This is a genomic window from Campylobacter peloridis LMG 23910, assembly GCF_000816785.1.
Taxonomy (GTDB): Bacteria; Campylobacterota; Campylobacteria; order Campylobacterales; family Campylobacteraceae; genus Campylobacter_D; species Campylobacter_D peloridis.
The window spans coordinates 1,238,422-1,252,459 of sequence record NZ_CP007766.1; the positions used below are offsets into that span (position 1 = coordinate 1,238,422).

At 29.6% G+C, this 14,038-nt stretch carries 12 protein-coding genes; 11 read left to right on the forward strand and 1 reads right to left on the reverse strand.

Features of this window, described 5'->3' with window-relative positions:
- Positions 1–75 precede the first annotated feature (75 nt).
- The 10 genes from CPEL_RS06115 to lepA are packed head-to-tail and all read left to right on the forward strand — an operon-like array spanning position 76 to position 11,629.
- Positions 76–513 (forward strand): c-type cytochrome, encoded by a 438-nt coding sequence (locus tag CPEL_RS06115; protein ID WP_044599052.1) that lies wholly within the window; start codon positions 76–78, stop codon positions 511–513.
- A gap of 19 nt (positions 514–532) precedes the next feature.
- Positions 533–1,645: an ABC transporter substrate-binding protein gene (locus tag CPEL_RS06120; RefSeq protein ID WP_044599053.1), complete on the forward strand. Its 1,113-nt coding sequence runs from the start codon at positions 533–535 to the stop codon at positions 1,643–1,645.
- An 11-nt stretch (positions 1,646–1,656) separates the two neighbouring features.
- Positions 1,657–2,772, forward strand: a complete 1,116-nt coding sequence (locus tag CPEL_RS06125; protein WP_044599054.1) for an ABC transporter substrate-binding protein — start codon at positions 1,657–1,659, stop codon at positions 2,770–2,772.
- 17 nt (positions 2,773–2,789) lie between these two features.
- On the forward strand, positions 2,790–3,686 hold the full coding sequence (locus CPEL_RS06130) for a branched-chain amino acid ABC transporter permease (RefSeq protein ID WP_044599055.1): 897 nt from the start codon (positions 2,790–2,792) through the stop codon (positions 3,684–3,686).
- A 1-nt stretch (position 3,687) separates the two neighbouring features.
- Positions 3,688–4,719, forward strand: coding sequence for a branched-chain amino acid ABC transporter permease (locus CPEL_RS06135; RefSeq protein WP_044599056.1), 1,032 nt, complete (start codon positions 3,688–3,690; stop codon positions 4,717–4,719).
- Entirely contained in the window at positions 4,716–5,486 is a 771-nt protein-coding gene (locus CPEL_RS06140; protein WP_044599057.1) for a high-affinity branched-chain amino acid transporter, ATP-binding protein, read from the forward strand. The genes CPEL_RS06135 and CPEL_RS06140 overlap by 4 nt, the downstream gene beginning before the upstream one ends.
- Positions 5,473–6,168 (forward strand): high-affinity branched-chain amino acid transporter, ATP-binding protein, encoded by a 696-nt coding sequence (locus CPEL_RS06145; RefSeq protein ID WP_044599058.1) that lies wholly within the window; start codon positions 5,473–5,475, stop codon positions 6,166–6,168. The genes CPEL_RS06140 and CPEL_RS06145 overlap by 14 nt, the downstream gene beginning before the upstream one ends.
- 5 nt (positions 6,169–6,173) lie before the next feature.
- Positions 6,174–9,404, forward strand: a complete 3,231-nt coding sequence (gene ccsB, locus CPEL_RS06150; RefSeq protein WP_044599059.1) for a c-type cytochrome biogenesis protein CcsB — start codon at positions 6,174–6,176, stop codon at positions 9,402–9,404.
- 9 nt (positions 9,405–9,413) lie between these two features.
- On the forward strand, positions 9,414–9,839 hold the full coding sequence (locus CPEL_RS06155) for a hypothetical protein (RefSeq protein WP_044599060.1): 426 nt from the start codon (positions 9,414–9,416) through the stop codon (positions 9,837–9,839).
- Positions 9,833–11,629: a translation elongation factor 4 gene (lepA, locus tag CPEL_RS06160; protein ID WP_148308780.1), complete on the forward strand. Its 1,797-nt coding sequence runs from the start codon at positions 9,833–9,835 to the stop codon at positions 11,627–11,629. The genes CPEL_RS06155 and lepA overlap by 7 nt, the downstream gene beginning before the upstream one ends.
- 23 nt (positions 11,630–11,652) lie before the next feature.
- Here lepA and CPEL_RS06165 read toward each other — a convergent pair whose 3' ends face one another.
- Positions 11,653–12,276, reverse strand: a complete 624-nt coding sequence (locus CPEL_RS06165) for a hypothetical protein (protein WP_044599061.1) — start codon at positions 12,274–12,276, stop codon at positions 11,653–11,655.
- Between the two features lie 257 nt (positions 12,277–12,533).
- Here CPEL_RS06165 and CPEL_RS06170 point away from each other — a divergent pair, with 257 nt between their 5' ends.
- Positions 12,534–13,880, forward strand: a complete 1,347-nt coding sequence (locus CPEL_RS06170) for an MATE family efflux transporter (protein ID WP_167332829.1) — start codon at positions 12,534–12,536, stop codon at positions 13,878–13,880.
- Positions 13,881–14,038: the final 158 nt, after the last annotated feature.

Here is a 14,038-nt window from a genome sequence, read left to right on the forward strand (position 1 = left end):
TAAAACTTAGGTGGGTTTGTTTATTTTTTTTAGATATAATCGGAGTTTATTTATATTTAATAAAAAGGTAATACCATGTTTCGTATTATTTTGACTAGTTTTTTATTTATAAGCTCGCTTATGGCTTTTAATGTTAAATCATTATTAACCTATACTTTTAATGATAATACTAGTTATGATATAGAAAAAGCAAAAAATATATATTTTCAAAACAAATGTAATGTTTGTCATGGTGATAATGGAGAAAAAACTTCTTTCAATAAAAGGGCTATAAAAGATTTATCACCTGCTCAGATTAAGGGTTCTTTGAAAGATTATGCAAATGGCTATTATAAAAACAATGATACTGAAAATATCCAAATGGGAATTTACGCAAAAAAGCTAAGTGATAACGATATTAATCACATCATTGCATATTTAAAAGGTCAAAATTTTTCTATAGAGCTTAATCAAAAGGATTTATTAGAAGAAGAACCTGCACCAAAAACAAAGCATAATACATTTTTAAAATAACAAAAAAAGGAGTTAAATTATGAAAAAAAGTCTTTTACTAGCTAGCATGCTTTGCGTAAGCTCAATTTATAGCGCAGAAGTAAAAATAGGAGTTGTATTACCATTAACTGGGAGTTTGGCAGCTTATGGACATGATGTATATGAGGGTATAAAATTAGCCAATGTTTTAAATCCAAAATTAAAAAATGGTGATGATATAAAAATTATAACTATCGATACAAAAGGTGATAAAATAGAAGCTGCAAATGCTACTACTAGGCTTATATCCCAAGATAAAGTTTTAGGTTTAATAGGTGAGGCTGTTACACCAAACACTATGCAAGTTTTATCTATAGCAGAAGAAAGAAAAATTCCAGCAATTGCTCCAGTAGCTTCAGGAGATAAACTTTTAGATAAAAAAACTTATGCAAGTAGAGTATGTTTTATGGATAGTTTTCAAGGAGATAAATTTGCAAACTATGCTTATAAAGATTTAAATTTAAAAAGCGTTGTAGTGATTGTTGATCAAAGTAATGTTTATTCTTTAGGACTTGCTAAAGCTTTTGAAAAAGAATTTAAACAAAATGGTGGAAAAGTTCTTAAAAAATTAACTATATCTTCAGGAGATAAAGATTTCAAAGCTATCGTTTCTCAACTTAAAAATATAAATCCTGATTTTGTATATATGCCAATTTATCATCCAGAAGCAGCACTAATAGCTAGACAAGCTAAAGCTGTAGGTTTTAACAAACTTTTAAGTGCAGGTGATGGTGTAAATAATAAAACCTTCATAGAATTAGGTGGAGATGCAGTTAATGGTGTGGTATTTACAGATAGTTTTGATTACAACAACCCTCCTACATCTTTATCCAAAAAATTCATACAAGCATATGAAAAAGATCATGGAACCAAAGAACTTCCTGCTTTTTCAGCAATGGGGGCAGATGCTTATTATGTAATGGTAAATGCGATGAATGAATGCGCTAACAATCTTAACGCACAATGCATAAATGAAAAAATCCATACGACATCAAATTTTGAAGGTGTGGGTGGTGTTATTAGTATAGATCAAAGTGGTAATGCGAGTCGTTCTGTAGTTATTAAAGAAATACAAGAACAAAAACAAGTTTATAAAACTATTATTAATCCTTGAAAGGCTAAACTATGAAAAAAATTAGCATAGCTATATTATCTATTATAGCTGCCAATATCATCCATGCAAAAGAAATCAACATTGGCGTAGTTCTTCCTTTAACAGGATCGACCGCTGCTTATGGACAAAGTGCCTTAGATGGCATAAAAGTTGCCAATTCTATGAAAAACACCTTAAGCAATGGTGATAAAATCAATCTTGTAGTTGTAGATACAAAAGGGGATAAAATCGAAAGTGCCAATGCAAGCACAAGATTAGTTTCTCAAAATAAAGCTTATGCATTAATCGGTGAAATGCTAACAGCAAATACCTTACAAGTAATAAGAATCGGCGAAGAAAAAAAGGTTCCCGTAGTAGCTCCAGCAGCTACTGCAGATAAAATCTTAAATAAAAAAATGTATGCAAGTAGAGTGTGTTTTATGGATAGCTTTCAAGGCTCTTCTTTAGCAAGCTATGTAAAAAATAAATTAAATTATAATAAAGCCATTATCATTAGCGATCAAAGTGCAGATTATTCTTTAGGATTAACCAAAGCATTTGAAAAAGAATTCAGCAAACAAGGCGGAAAAATTTTAGATAAATTTAGAGTTACTGCAGGAGATAAAGATTTTAAGGCTATTATTTCACAAATAAAACTTTTAAATCCTGATTTTATTTATCTTCCTCTTTATTACACTGAAGCTTCTTTATTTGTACGCCAAGCTAAATCTATGGGTTTAAATATTCCTATGGGTTCAGCAGATGGAGTTGCTGATGAAACTTTTATCAATTTAGCACAAGATGCAGCTGAAGGATATATATTTACTGATAGTTTTGATTATCATAACCCACCAACACAACTTTCTAAAGATTTCATTCTTGCTTATGAGAAAGAAAAGCAAAGCAAAGAAGTTCCAAATTTCAGTGCTATGGGAGCAGATGCTTATTTTGTGATTTTTGAAGCTATGCAAAAATGCATTAATGATTTTAATACAGAATGTATTAACAATAATATCCATTCTACTTCCAAATTTGAGGGTGTAAGTGGTGTTATCAGTATAGATAAAAGCGGGAATGCTACGCGTTCTATTGTTATAAAATCCATAGAAAATCAAAAACAAGTCTATAAAGACATAATTTTTCCATAAAAGGTTCAAAGGTTCAAATGGATAATTCTTTAATTTTACAGCAAGTTATCAATGGTTTTAGCTTAGGAAGCATGTATGCGCTTATTGCCATAGGCTATACCATGGTATATGGAGTTTTAAGACTTATAAATTTTGCTCATGGTGATATCATGATGGTAGGTGCTTATGCAGCTTTATTTTGTGTAACAAATATGAATGTTCCCTTTTTAGGGGCTTTATCTTTAGCAATGCTTTTTGCTGCTGCTTTAGGTATAGCTATTGATAAAGTTGCATACAAGCCATTAAGAAAAGCACCAAGAATTTCATTATTAATTACAGCCATAGGAATTAGTTTTTTAATACAAAATGTTTTTAATGTTTTATTTGGTTCAACTCCTAAATATTTTCCTGTTCCTAGCTATCTTGAAACTATAATTAATTTTAATAATCTTAGCATAAGTATAAATAGTATTTTAGTTCCAATTTTGACTTTTTTTATTTTACTAATCGTGCTTTTTATACTTTATAAAAGCAAATATGGAATTGCCATTAGAGCTTTAGCTTTTGATATACACACTGTAAATTTAATGGGAATTGATGCAAATCGCATTATAGCTATAGTATTTGCACTAGGTTCAGCTTTAGCTGCTATTGGTGGAATTTTTTGGGCAGTAAGTTATCCTTCAGTAGATCCTAGTATGGGAACTCTTATTGGACTTAAGGCATTTGGAGCAGCTGTTTTAGGCGGTATAGGTTCAGTAGCTGGTGCAGTATTAGGTGGTTTAATTATCGGATTTACAGAAGTAGTTGTAGTTGCTATTTTTCCAGATCTTTCAGGGTTTAAAGACGCTTTTGCTTTTATATTTTTAGTATTAATTTTACTTTTTAAACCAACTGGAATTTTGGGTATAAATTTTGAAAAAAGTAGGTTTTAATATGATTGCAAAAAAAATTACATACTTGAGTTTTTTTATTATAGCTCTTGCTTTTATTTTTATATCGCCTTATTTTTTCAATGATTATAAAATAGGAATTTTAAGCAATATTGCTATTTTTATTATTTTAGCAGTAAGCTATAATCTTATCAATGGCGTGACTGGTCAATTTTCTTTAGAACCAAATGGTTTTGTATGTATTGGAGCCTATGTTGCAGCTTTAATCTTACTTACAAGCGAAAGCAAAATAGATCAGTTTTCTTTGGAAGATCCTAGTAGTTTTATTTTGATGATTCACTCACCTAGTTTTATCATAGCTTTATTAGCTGCTGGCTTTTGTGCTATGATTTTATCGTTAATTTTAGCCTTTGCGGTTTTTAGAGTTAGAGGGGATTATTTAGCTATTGTAACTTTAGGTTTTGGGATTATCATAAAATTAATGGCAATTAATTTTGCTTCTATTACTAATGGCTCATTAGGTTTAAATGATATTCCAAAGCATACTACTTTATACTGGAGTGGTGGGATTGCAATATTTTCTGTAATTATCATTTTAAATATCGTAAGTTCTAAATTTGGTAGAGCTATGAAAGCTGTTAGAGATGATGAAGATGCAGCATTAGCAATGGGTATTAATACTTTTAATGTTAAAACACTAGCATTTAGCACATCAGCATTTTTAGAAGGTGTTGGCGGAGGATTGCTAGCCTGTGCTTTAGCTTCTGTTTCACCTGAACAATTTGACTTTTTATTTACCTTTCAACTTTTAATTATCATTGTTTTAGGTGGTTTAGGCTCTACAAGTGGAGCTATTATAGGAGCTATTTTGGTAATTGGTGGAAGTGAGTATTTAAGATTCTTAGATGAGAGTATGAATATTTTTGGTTATGAAACTCCTGCTATGCCTGGACTTAGAATGGTAGTATTTTCTGTTATATTAATCTTAGTAATGCTATTTGCAAGAAGAGGTATTATGGGAGATAAAGAATTAACAGATATTTTGTTTAAGTTTTCTAAAAGGAATAAAAAATGATTTTAGAGCTTAAAAATATTCATAAAAATTTTGGTGGAGTTACTGCTATAGTTAATACTTCTTTTGCTATAAAAGAAAGTGAAATTTTTGGTCTCATTGGGCCAAATGGTGCAGGAAAAACAACTCTATTTAATATTATCACTGGAAATTATAAGCCAAGTAGTGGAGAGGTCTTTTTTCTAGGAAAAAAAATTGATCACTTAAAACCACATAAAATAGTCCATATGGGTATAGCAAGAACATTTCAAAATATTAGACTTTTTTCAAGCATGAGTGTTTTAGAAAATGTTTTAATCGGTTTTGATCAAAGTATAAAATATGGAATTTTTGAAGCTTTTTTGCACTTGGGAAGATTTTCAAGAGAAGAAAAAAATGCCAAAAAAGCAGCATATGAAATTTTAGAACAATTAAACATAGCACATTTAGCCGATGAAAAAGCTACAAGCTTAAGTTATGGACAACAAAGAAAAGTTGAAATAGCAAGAGCTTTAGCAACAAAACCTAAGCTTTTATTATTAGATGAACCTGCAGCTGGAATGAATTCTACTGAAAGTGATGATTTGGCAAAATTGATTTTTGATATTAGAGATAATAAAAAAATTAGCGTATTATTAATAGAACATGATATGAAATTTGTAAATAAACTCTGTGATAGAGTTATGGTGCTTGATTATGGAAAAACAATCTTTGAAGGCAAGCCTATGGATGCTGTGTTAAATCCTGAGGTAATTAGTGCATATTTAGGAGATTTCAATGCTAGTTGTTAAAGACTTACATGTTTATTATGGTCTTATAGAAGCAGTTAAGGGAATTGATTTTACCATTAAAACTGGGAGCATTGTTAGCTTAATTGGTTCTAATGGTGCAGGAAAAACTTCAACCTTAAATGCAATGTTAAATTGTGTAAAAAAAACTGGCGAAGTAAGTTTTTTGGGTTATGATACACAACGACACTTACCGCATACCTTAGTGCAAAAAGGCATAGCCTTAGTTCCTGAAGGTAGAAGAGTTTTTATCAATTTAACCATAGAAGAAAATTTAAAAATTGGTGCTTTTAACAATGGCGAAAATTATGAGCATTTAAAAAATCAAATGTATAGACTTTTTCCAAGATTAAAAGACAAAAAAAATGCACTTGCTGGAACTCTAAGTGGAGGTGAAGCACAAATGTTAGCTATATCAAGAGCACTAATGAGTGAACCAAAACTTTTAATGTTAGATGAACCTTCTTTAGGACTTGCACCAAAAATTGTTGGTGAGGTTTTTGATATCATAGTTAAATTAAAAGAAGAAGGTATTACCATACTTTTAGTTGAACAAAATGCATTTTCAGCTTTGAAAATAAGTGACTATGCTTATGTTTTAGAAAATGGAAAAATAGCTATGCATGCACCTGCAAAAGATCTCATTGGTAATGATGAAATAAGAAAAAAATATTTAGGAGCTTAAAAATTATGAAAAACCAACTCTTGATTTTTGGAGATATTAAAATTTCTATAGTTTTATTTTTAATTTTTGCCCTTTTTTGTGCTTTGGCCACTTTTATAGAAAGTGCTTACAATACACCAACTGCTTGGGCTATGATTTATGGAAGTTCATGGTTTGGTTTTTTGCAATTCCTTTTAGGAATAAACCTTTTTGTCGCACTTTTTAAATACAAAATGTTTAACAAAAAAAAGCTTCCTTTATTTATATTTCATATTTCATTTTTATTTATTTTATTGGGTTCTGCTATGACAAGATATATGGGATTTGAAGGAAATTTACATATTAGAGAAAATGACAAAAACAATATAATAGAAACTTCAAAAAGTTATGTATATATAGCTACTTTAAAAGATGATAAAGTCTATAGCGCTGCTAAATCTGAATACATAGCAACTTTGCCTTTTGCTAATCATTTTTCATTTGACTTACTTTTACCTGATGATAAAATAAATATTACCTATAAAAATCTCATACTTGATGCTAAGGAAGTTTATAAAGAAGATTCTAATTCTTCAGCACTTTTATCACTAATGATTTCTCAAAATAACAACGCAAAAGAATTAATTTTTCAAGCAGGAGATATAGAAAACATTAATGGAATCAACATTGCATTTTTAAACGATGATGTTCCAAGTCCTTATATAAAAATCGATAAAGATTTAAAACTTAGCGCAGATTTTGACTTAAAATTTATGTCAATGAGTGATGGAAAAGAAGGAATTTTAAAATCCTTAAACAAAGTTGATGCCAAGGATCAAAGATTATATTCTTTTAATGATATTAATTTAGTGGTTAAATTTGCTTCATTGCATGGTAAGAAAACCTTAGAAGGAATTAACACTCCAAAAGATGAAAGCTTTTTTACATGGTTTGCAACTAGCTGGATAGAACTTGGAAGAAATGCTTTGATTACAATTTTTGGTGAACCAAAATACTGGAATAACTCCTTACTTAATAATTTTAAAGACTTTGCACAAAGCACTAAATATATGCCAACACAGCTTTCAGATAATGCTATTAATGCCTTAGAATTACAGCTTAATTATAAAGGCGAGAAAAAAAATATTTTCTTGGTAGAATATGCATCTCCAATACGCATAGATATTGCAGGAGAACCTTTCTTTTTAAGATGGGGCCCTAAAGGTATAGAAATGCCTTTTGAGATGTATTTAAAAGATTTTGAACTACTTCGCTATCCTGGTTCAATGTCACCAATGTCTTATGCTAGTTATGTTGAAATTGATAATAAAAACGAAAAATTTGATTATAAAATTTTTATGAATAATGTATTAGACTATGAAGGCTATAGATTTTATCAAAGTTCATATGACCAAGATGAGCAAGGAACTATACTTTCGGTAAATAAAGATCCAGGAAAAATACCAACTTATATAGGGTATTTTTTACTAACCTTGGGTATGTTTTTAAATATTTTAAATCCTCATTCAAGATTTAGAAATTTAGCAAGATTAATCAATCAAGATGCATTGAAAAAAACTACAATAGCATTATTTTTAGCATTGTGTATTTTTAACACTCAAAATATTTATGCCAAAGAACCAATAAAAGTAGATGAAAATCATGCCCAAGAACTTGCCTCTTTAATAGTTCAAAAACCAGATGGAAGAATGGTTCCTTTTAATACCCTAGCTATTGAAGTATTGGAAAAAATTTATAAAGATACAAAATATCAAAACCAAAGTGCAGAAGCCACCATTATATCCATGATTTTTGATGGTAGTGCTTGGTATGATAAAAAAGTTATTTTTATGCCAACAAGTAAATTAATCAATGAAGAAATTTCTAAAATTTTAGGCATTACACCTTCTGCATATGCTAGTTTTGAAGACTTTTTTACTAAAGAGCATTATAAGCTACAAAAATATGTTGAAAATGCAAATAGAAAAAATCCTAATCGTAGAAGTGTTTTTGATAAAGAAATCATCAAATTAGATGAAAGAGTTAATATACTTAATTTAATTTTTTCAGGCGAAATTTTCAAATTTATACCTTTACAAAATAGCTCAAATAATCAATGGATATCTCCTTATCAAGCTTTTGTTGGTTTAAAAGATAAAGAAGGAGATGAAGTTAGAAAATTATTAGAAACTTACTTTAATGCTGTGTCAAATTCTATCGTGCATAATAATTGGCAAAGTGCTCATACAGCATTAAACGAAATTAAAAACTATCAAGATAAATACGGACATGAAGTAATGCCTAGTGCAAACAAAATAAGCACAGAAATCTTTTTCAATAAAAGTGAAATTTTTGTTAATCTTGCCCCATTGTATTTGTTTGCTGGGTTTTTACTTTTAATTATTGTCTTTATTAAAATGCTTATGCCAAAAATTCGCATTGACTTTGTTTTTAAATGCGTTTATGTTTTTAATATCTTTGCATTTTTTATTCATACTTTAGGCTTGGCATTAAGATGGTATATCGCAGGTCGTGCTCCATGGAGCAATGCTTATGAAAGTATGGTTTATATAGCTTGGGCTTTATCTTTATCTGGAATTTTCTTCTCAAGAAAAAGCCCTATTGCTCTTTCTTTAACTTCTATTTTAGCAGGGGTAACTTTAGGTGTAGCTCATCTTAGTCAAATGGATCCACAAATTACAAATTTAGTTCCTGTATTGCAGTCTTATTGGCTCACTATACATGTATCAGTAATCACTGCTAGCTATGGATTTTTAGGACTTTGTGCCCTACTTGGAATTTTTGTTTTAGTATTATTGACAATGTTAAAAAATAATGGAAAACACAATGAAAATATTCTAAGAAACATAACCGAAGCTACTAGAATCAACGAAATGGCGATGATACTAGGCTTGTGCTTACTTACTGTGGGAAATTTTTTAGGAGCTATATGGGCTAATGAAAGCTGGGGAAGATATTGGAGCTGGGATTCTAAAGAAACATGGGCTTTAATAAGTATATTAGTATATGCAGCAATTTTACATATAAGATTAGTTCCAAAATGGGCAAACCAATACACTTTTGCTGTATGCTCTATGTTTGCTTATTGGGCGATTATAATGACTTATTTTGGAGTAAATTACTTTTTAACAGGTATGCATTCTTATGCAGCAGGTGATTCTGTAAATATACCAAGTTATGTTTATTGGGGATTTTTATCAATGGTAGCTTTAAGTTTGCTTAGTTATTTTAAAAAATCTTATGCAAAAAAATTATAGGAAAATACAATGAGTAATTCTTTTTTAATTTTTTTAATAATAGCTTTAATTGTCTTTATTGTCCTAGGAATTATCGCTGTTATATTTTTTACTAAAAAAGATAAAACAAAAGCAACAAGTGCTTCTAAAAACTCTCTTAAAATAAACAATATAGAAGATTTCATAGCAAAAGCTAATTCCACAAAAAATTCAAAAGATATTCAAGAGCTAATTTTACATTTTCTAAATACACAAAAAATTGGAAACAACCCAAAAGATAGTGCAACTAAAAGAAAACTTGATTTTGTTAGTGCTATATCTGCAAATGCAAATTCCACTCCTAAAAATATTTCTTTTTTAAATAATGAATTAAAAAAAAGATATAAAGGATTAAAAAAAGAAATAGATGCTTATGAGCAAATTGGATTGGCAAAAAGAAAAATGAGAGAATCATGATGAAAAACATTAGAAATTTCTCCATTATCGCTCATATTGATCATGGTAAAAGCACACTAGCTGATAGAATAATAAGCGAATGTGGGGCAATTAGCGATAGATTAATGAGCAATCAAGTTATGGACACTATGGATATAGAAAAAGAACGCGGAATAACCATCAAAGCTCAATCAGTGCGTTTAAACTACAAATTCAACAACGAAGAATACATTTTAAATTTAATCGATACCCCAGGGCATGTGGATTTTTCTTATGAAGTAAGTCGTTCTTTAGCAAGCTGTGAAGGTGCTTTGCTTGTAGTTGATGCTTCTCAAGGAGTTGAAGCTCAAACTATAGCAAATGTTTATATAGCTTTGGAAAATAATCTTGAAATCATTCCAGTGATAAATAAAATAGATCTTCCATCAGCTGATGTTGAAAAAGTAAAACACGAAATAGAGCATATTATAGGTATAGATTGTTCTGAAGCAATTTGTGTTAGTGCTAAAACTGGAGAAGGTATAAAAGAGCTTATCGAAGCTATCATTACTAAAGTTCCCACACCAAAACTAAATGAGAATGCACCTACTAAAGCTTTGATTTATGATTCTTGGTTTGATAATTATTTAGGGGCTTTAGCCTTAGTTAGGGTTTATGATGGGCTTATTGCTAAAAATGATGAAGTTTTAATCATGAGCACAGAAAAAAAGCACCTAGTGCAAGATCTTTTTTACCCACATCCACTAAGTCCTATAAAAACTGAGAAATTAGAATCAGGTGAAGTAGGAGTTATAGTGCTTGGGCTTAAAAATGTAGCCGATGTTCAAGTAGGCGATACCATAACACTAAGCAAAAACAAGGCTAAAGAAGCTATTGGTGGTTTTGAAAAAGCAAAAGCTTTTGTTTTTGCAGGATTATACCCTATAGAAACAGATAAATTTGAAGATTTAAGAGATGCGCTTGATAAATTAAAATTAAATGATAGTTCTATTACTTATGAGCCTGAGACTTCTTTGGCTTTAGGATTTGGCTTTAGGGTTGGATTTTTAGGGCTTTTGCATATGGAAGTTATCAAAGAAAGACTTGAGCGTGAATTTAATCTTGACTTAATCGCTACTGCACCAACTGTTACTTATGAAATTTATCAAACTGATGGGGAAGTTTTAAAAATTCAAAATCCAAGCGAATTACCACCTGTAAATAAAATCGATCACATCAAAGAACCTTATGTTAAAGCTACCATTATAACACCTAGTGAATTTTTAGGAAATTTAATAACGCTTTTAAGCAGAAAAAGAGGCATACAAATAAAAATGGATTATATTACACCACAGCGTGTTTTACTTGAGTATGATTTGCCTTTAAATGAAATAGTAATGGACTTTTATGATAAATTAAAATCACTTACTAAAGGTTATGCTAGCTTTGATTATGAGCCTATAGAATTTAGAGTTGGTGATCTTGTAAAACTTGATATAAAAGTAGCTGGAGAAAATGTAGATGCATTAAGCATTATAGTGCCAAATGAAAAAGCTTTAAGCAAAGGTAGAGAGCTTGTAAAAGCTATGAAAGAAATAGTTCCAAGACAGCTTTTTGAAGTAGCTATACAAGCTAGTATAGGCAATAAAATAATAGCTAGAGAAAATGTAAAATCTATGGGAAAAAATGTAACCGCAAAATGTTATGGTGGAGATATAACTAGAAAAAGAAAATTGCTTGAAAAGCAAAAAGAAGGTAAAAAAAGAATGAAAGCCATAGGGAAAGTTCATTTACCACAAGAAGCGTTTTTGAGTGTATTAAAAATAGACTAATCCCTAGTAAAACTAGGGATTATTTATGCATTGATATCTAAAGAATTTCCACCCAATTCATTGATTTTTTGAGTTACCTTTTCAATAGCTTTATCAATGGTTTCATAGCTGATATCAGGAAGTTTGCCACCCCACATTTTTTCCGCTTGCGCAAATCCTGCTTTTAGACCTTCTAAGCCTTTTTGAAGCTTATCCATGTCTTCTCCAGCTCCATTTATAACAAAATCAGCCAATCTTTGAGAAGTTTTTGCTACACCAAAAAACCCATCTTCGCTAACTAGTTCCTTAGCTTCATCTGCATTTAAACTAAGAATATCCTTACCCTCATATCCTATAGCTTTAAAATCTACATTAGATAATATAGCCGATAAAGACTCCTTAGAAGAATCAGCCATACCAAGCACGCCAGCTTGCGAAAAAGCATTTGCTGAACTCATACTAAAAGTTTCTTGCATAAAACTTATTGCATAAAGTTCTGTAATGCCCTTACCACCTATGCTAGCAAGCTTACTAAGCTTATCTTTATCAATATCCTTAGTGCTATTAGCACTTTTGGTATTGGTATCTTCATGCTTTGTATTCAAATCAGCCTTCCTATTGCTAATTTGCGACTCCATTGCCACACGAGAATACGAATTTACTTGCATCCTTGCTCCTTTTTTGTGGGTGTATAAAAATCGGTTAAAACTTTTTAAAATTTATATTAAGATTTATATAATTGCAATTACATTATAATAAATATATATTTTTAAAATTTAGGTGATATAAATGTTTTTTAAAGATTTTTTCATAATCATTGTTGATCCGTATTTTAAAGATACTATAGAAGGTATAGAGTCTCTTTATTAGATTATTTTATAAAAAATTAATTTTTAAAATATCTTAATAAAGGAAAATTATGTCTATACATGAGTTTTATGTTACATCAAACCCTACTAAACTTTTTTTAAAATGTGCCTTGCCAAATATGACCGGCATTATTTTTATTTACCTTTATATAATTGTTGATGGAATTTTTGTTGGAAAATACCTAGGTGCAAATGCTCTAGCTGCAATGAATTTAATGATGCCTTTTATAACCATAAGCTTTGCTTTGGCTGATATGATAGCCATAGGCTCCTCTGTACAAATTTCTATCAATCTTGGAAAAGGAAAAATAAACAAAGCAAGGCGTATTTTTTCTTTTTGTCTATGTTTAATATTTGTTATATCTTGTATAATGGGAATTTTAGGGTATTTTTTGGCAAATAAATTGAGTGTATTTTTAGGTGCAAATGATGATATACAAGAACTTTGCACCCAATACATGCAAGTGTTTACACTTTTTGCTCCATTTATCATTATTAGCTTTGCGATTGATAATTATTTAAGAATTTGTGGCAAGACTTATTATAGTATGGTTGCTAATATTATCATGGCTGTAGTAAATATTTTTTTAGATTGGCTTTTTATTGTTGTTTTTGGTTGGGGACTTTTTTCAGCTGCTTTGGCAACTTGTATAGGAATACTTACTGGGGTTATTTTAAGTTTTATTCCTTTTATTTTTAGTGATTTGATTTTAAAATTTACAAAACCAATCATTCAGTTTAAAATTTTAAAAAATATTATTTACAATGGTTCATCTGAATTTTTTTCCAATATATCAAGTTCTTTTTATATTATTTTGGCAAATAGCGTGTTATTAGAAATTTCAGGAAATATAGCCGTTGCTGCTTTTTCTATCATACTTTATTTAAGCACTTTTACTTTTGCTCTAATCATAGCCATGTGCGATGCTATGCAACCTGCACTAAGTTATAATTATGGACTTAAAAACATAGACAGAATCAAAGTGCTTTTTAAAAAAATGATTTTTGGCTCAGCTTTGCTTGGTATAATTGTATTTTTACTCGTTCAATTTTATCATGATTATTTTATTTTTATATTTAATAAAGATAACAACCAAGAATTTATAGATATAGCAAAAAATGCATCTATACTTTTTTCATTTTCATTTTTATTTTCTTGGTTTGGAAAATTTTGCGCCTCTTTTTTTACAGCACTTGATAAACCTTTGTTTTCTTTAGGAATTTCTATTACGCAAAGTCTTATTTTTCCATTTATATTTCTAAACATTCTTGTTTATTTCTTGGGGTTAAATGGAGTTTGGCTAGCAACTTTAATAGGAGATGTTTTGATTATATTTATTGCCTTATTTTTGTTGTCTAAAATTTTCAAAAATTTAAATATCCATTCTAAAGCTATGATTTAACTCAGTTTTTCAAGGCAAAAATTTGATATAATTAAAAATCAATTACAAGTTTTTAAAATTTAGGTGATATAAATGCTTTTTAAAGATTTTTTCATAATTATTGTTGATCCGTATTTTAAAGACACTATCGAAGGTATAGAATCTCTTTATTAGATTAT

What these genes read in the sequence shown, in the direction of transcription:
- CPEL_RS06115 (WP_044599052.1), top strand. Translation starts at nt 76, where the DNA reads ATGTTTCGTATTATTTTGACTAGTTTTTTATTTATAAGCTCGCTTATG.
- CPEL_RS06120 (WP_044599053.1), top strand. Translation starts at nt 533, where the DNA reads ATGAAAAAAAGTCTTTTACTAGCTAGCATGCTTTGCGTAAGCTCAATT.
- CPEL_RS06125 (WP_044599054.1), top strand. Translation starts at nt 1,657, where the DNA reads ATGAAAAAAATTAGCATAGCTATATTATCTATTATAGCTGCCAATATC.
- CPEL_RS06130 (WP_044599055.1), top strand. Translation starts at nt 2,790, where the DNA reads ATGGATAATTCTTTAATTTTACAGCAAGTTATCAATGGTTTTAGCTTA.
- CPEL_RS06135 (WP_044599056.1), top strand. Translation starts at nt 3,688, where the DNA reads ATGATTGCAAAAAAAATTACATACTTGAGTTTTTTTATTATAGCTCTT.
- CPEL_RS06140 (WP_044599057.1), top strand. Translation starts at nt 4,716, where the DNA reads ATGATTTTAGAGCTTAAAAATATTCATAAAAATTTTGGTGGAGTTACT.
- CPEL_RS06145 (WP_044599058.1), top strand. Translation starts at nt 5,473, where the DNA reads ATGCTAGTTGTTAAAGACTTACATGTTTATTATGGTCTTATAGAAGCA.
- ccsB (WP_044599059.1), top strand. Translation starts at nt 6,174, where the DNA reads ATGAAAAACCAACTCTTGATTTTTGGAGATATTAAAATTTCTATAGTT.
- CPEL_RS06155 (WP_044599060.1), top strand. Translation starts at nt 9,414, where the DNA reads ATGAGTAATTCTTTTTTAATTTTTTTAATAATAGCTTTAATTGTCTTT.
- CPEL_RS06165 (WP_044599061.1), bottom strand. Translation starts at nt 12,276, where the DNA reads ATGCAAGTAAATTCGTATTCTCGTGTGGCAATGGAGTCGCAAATTAGC.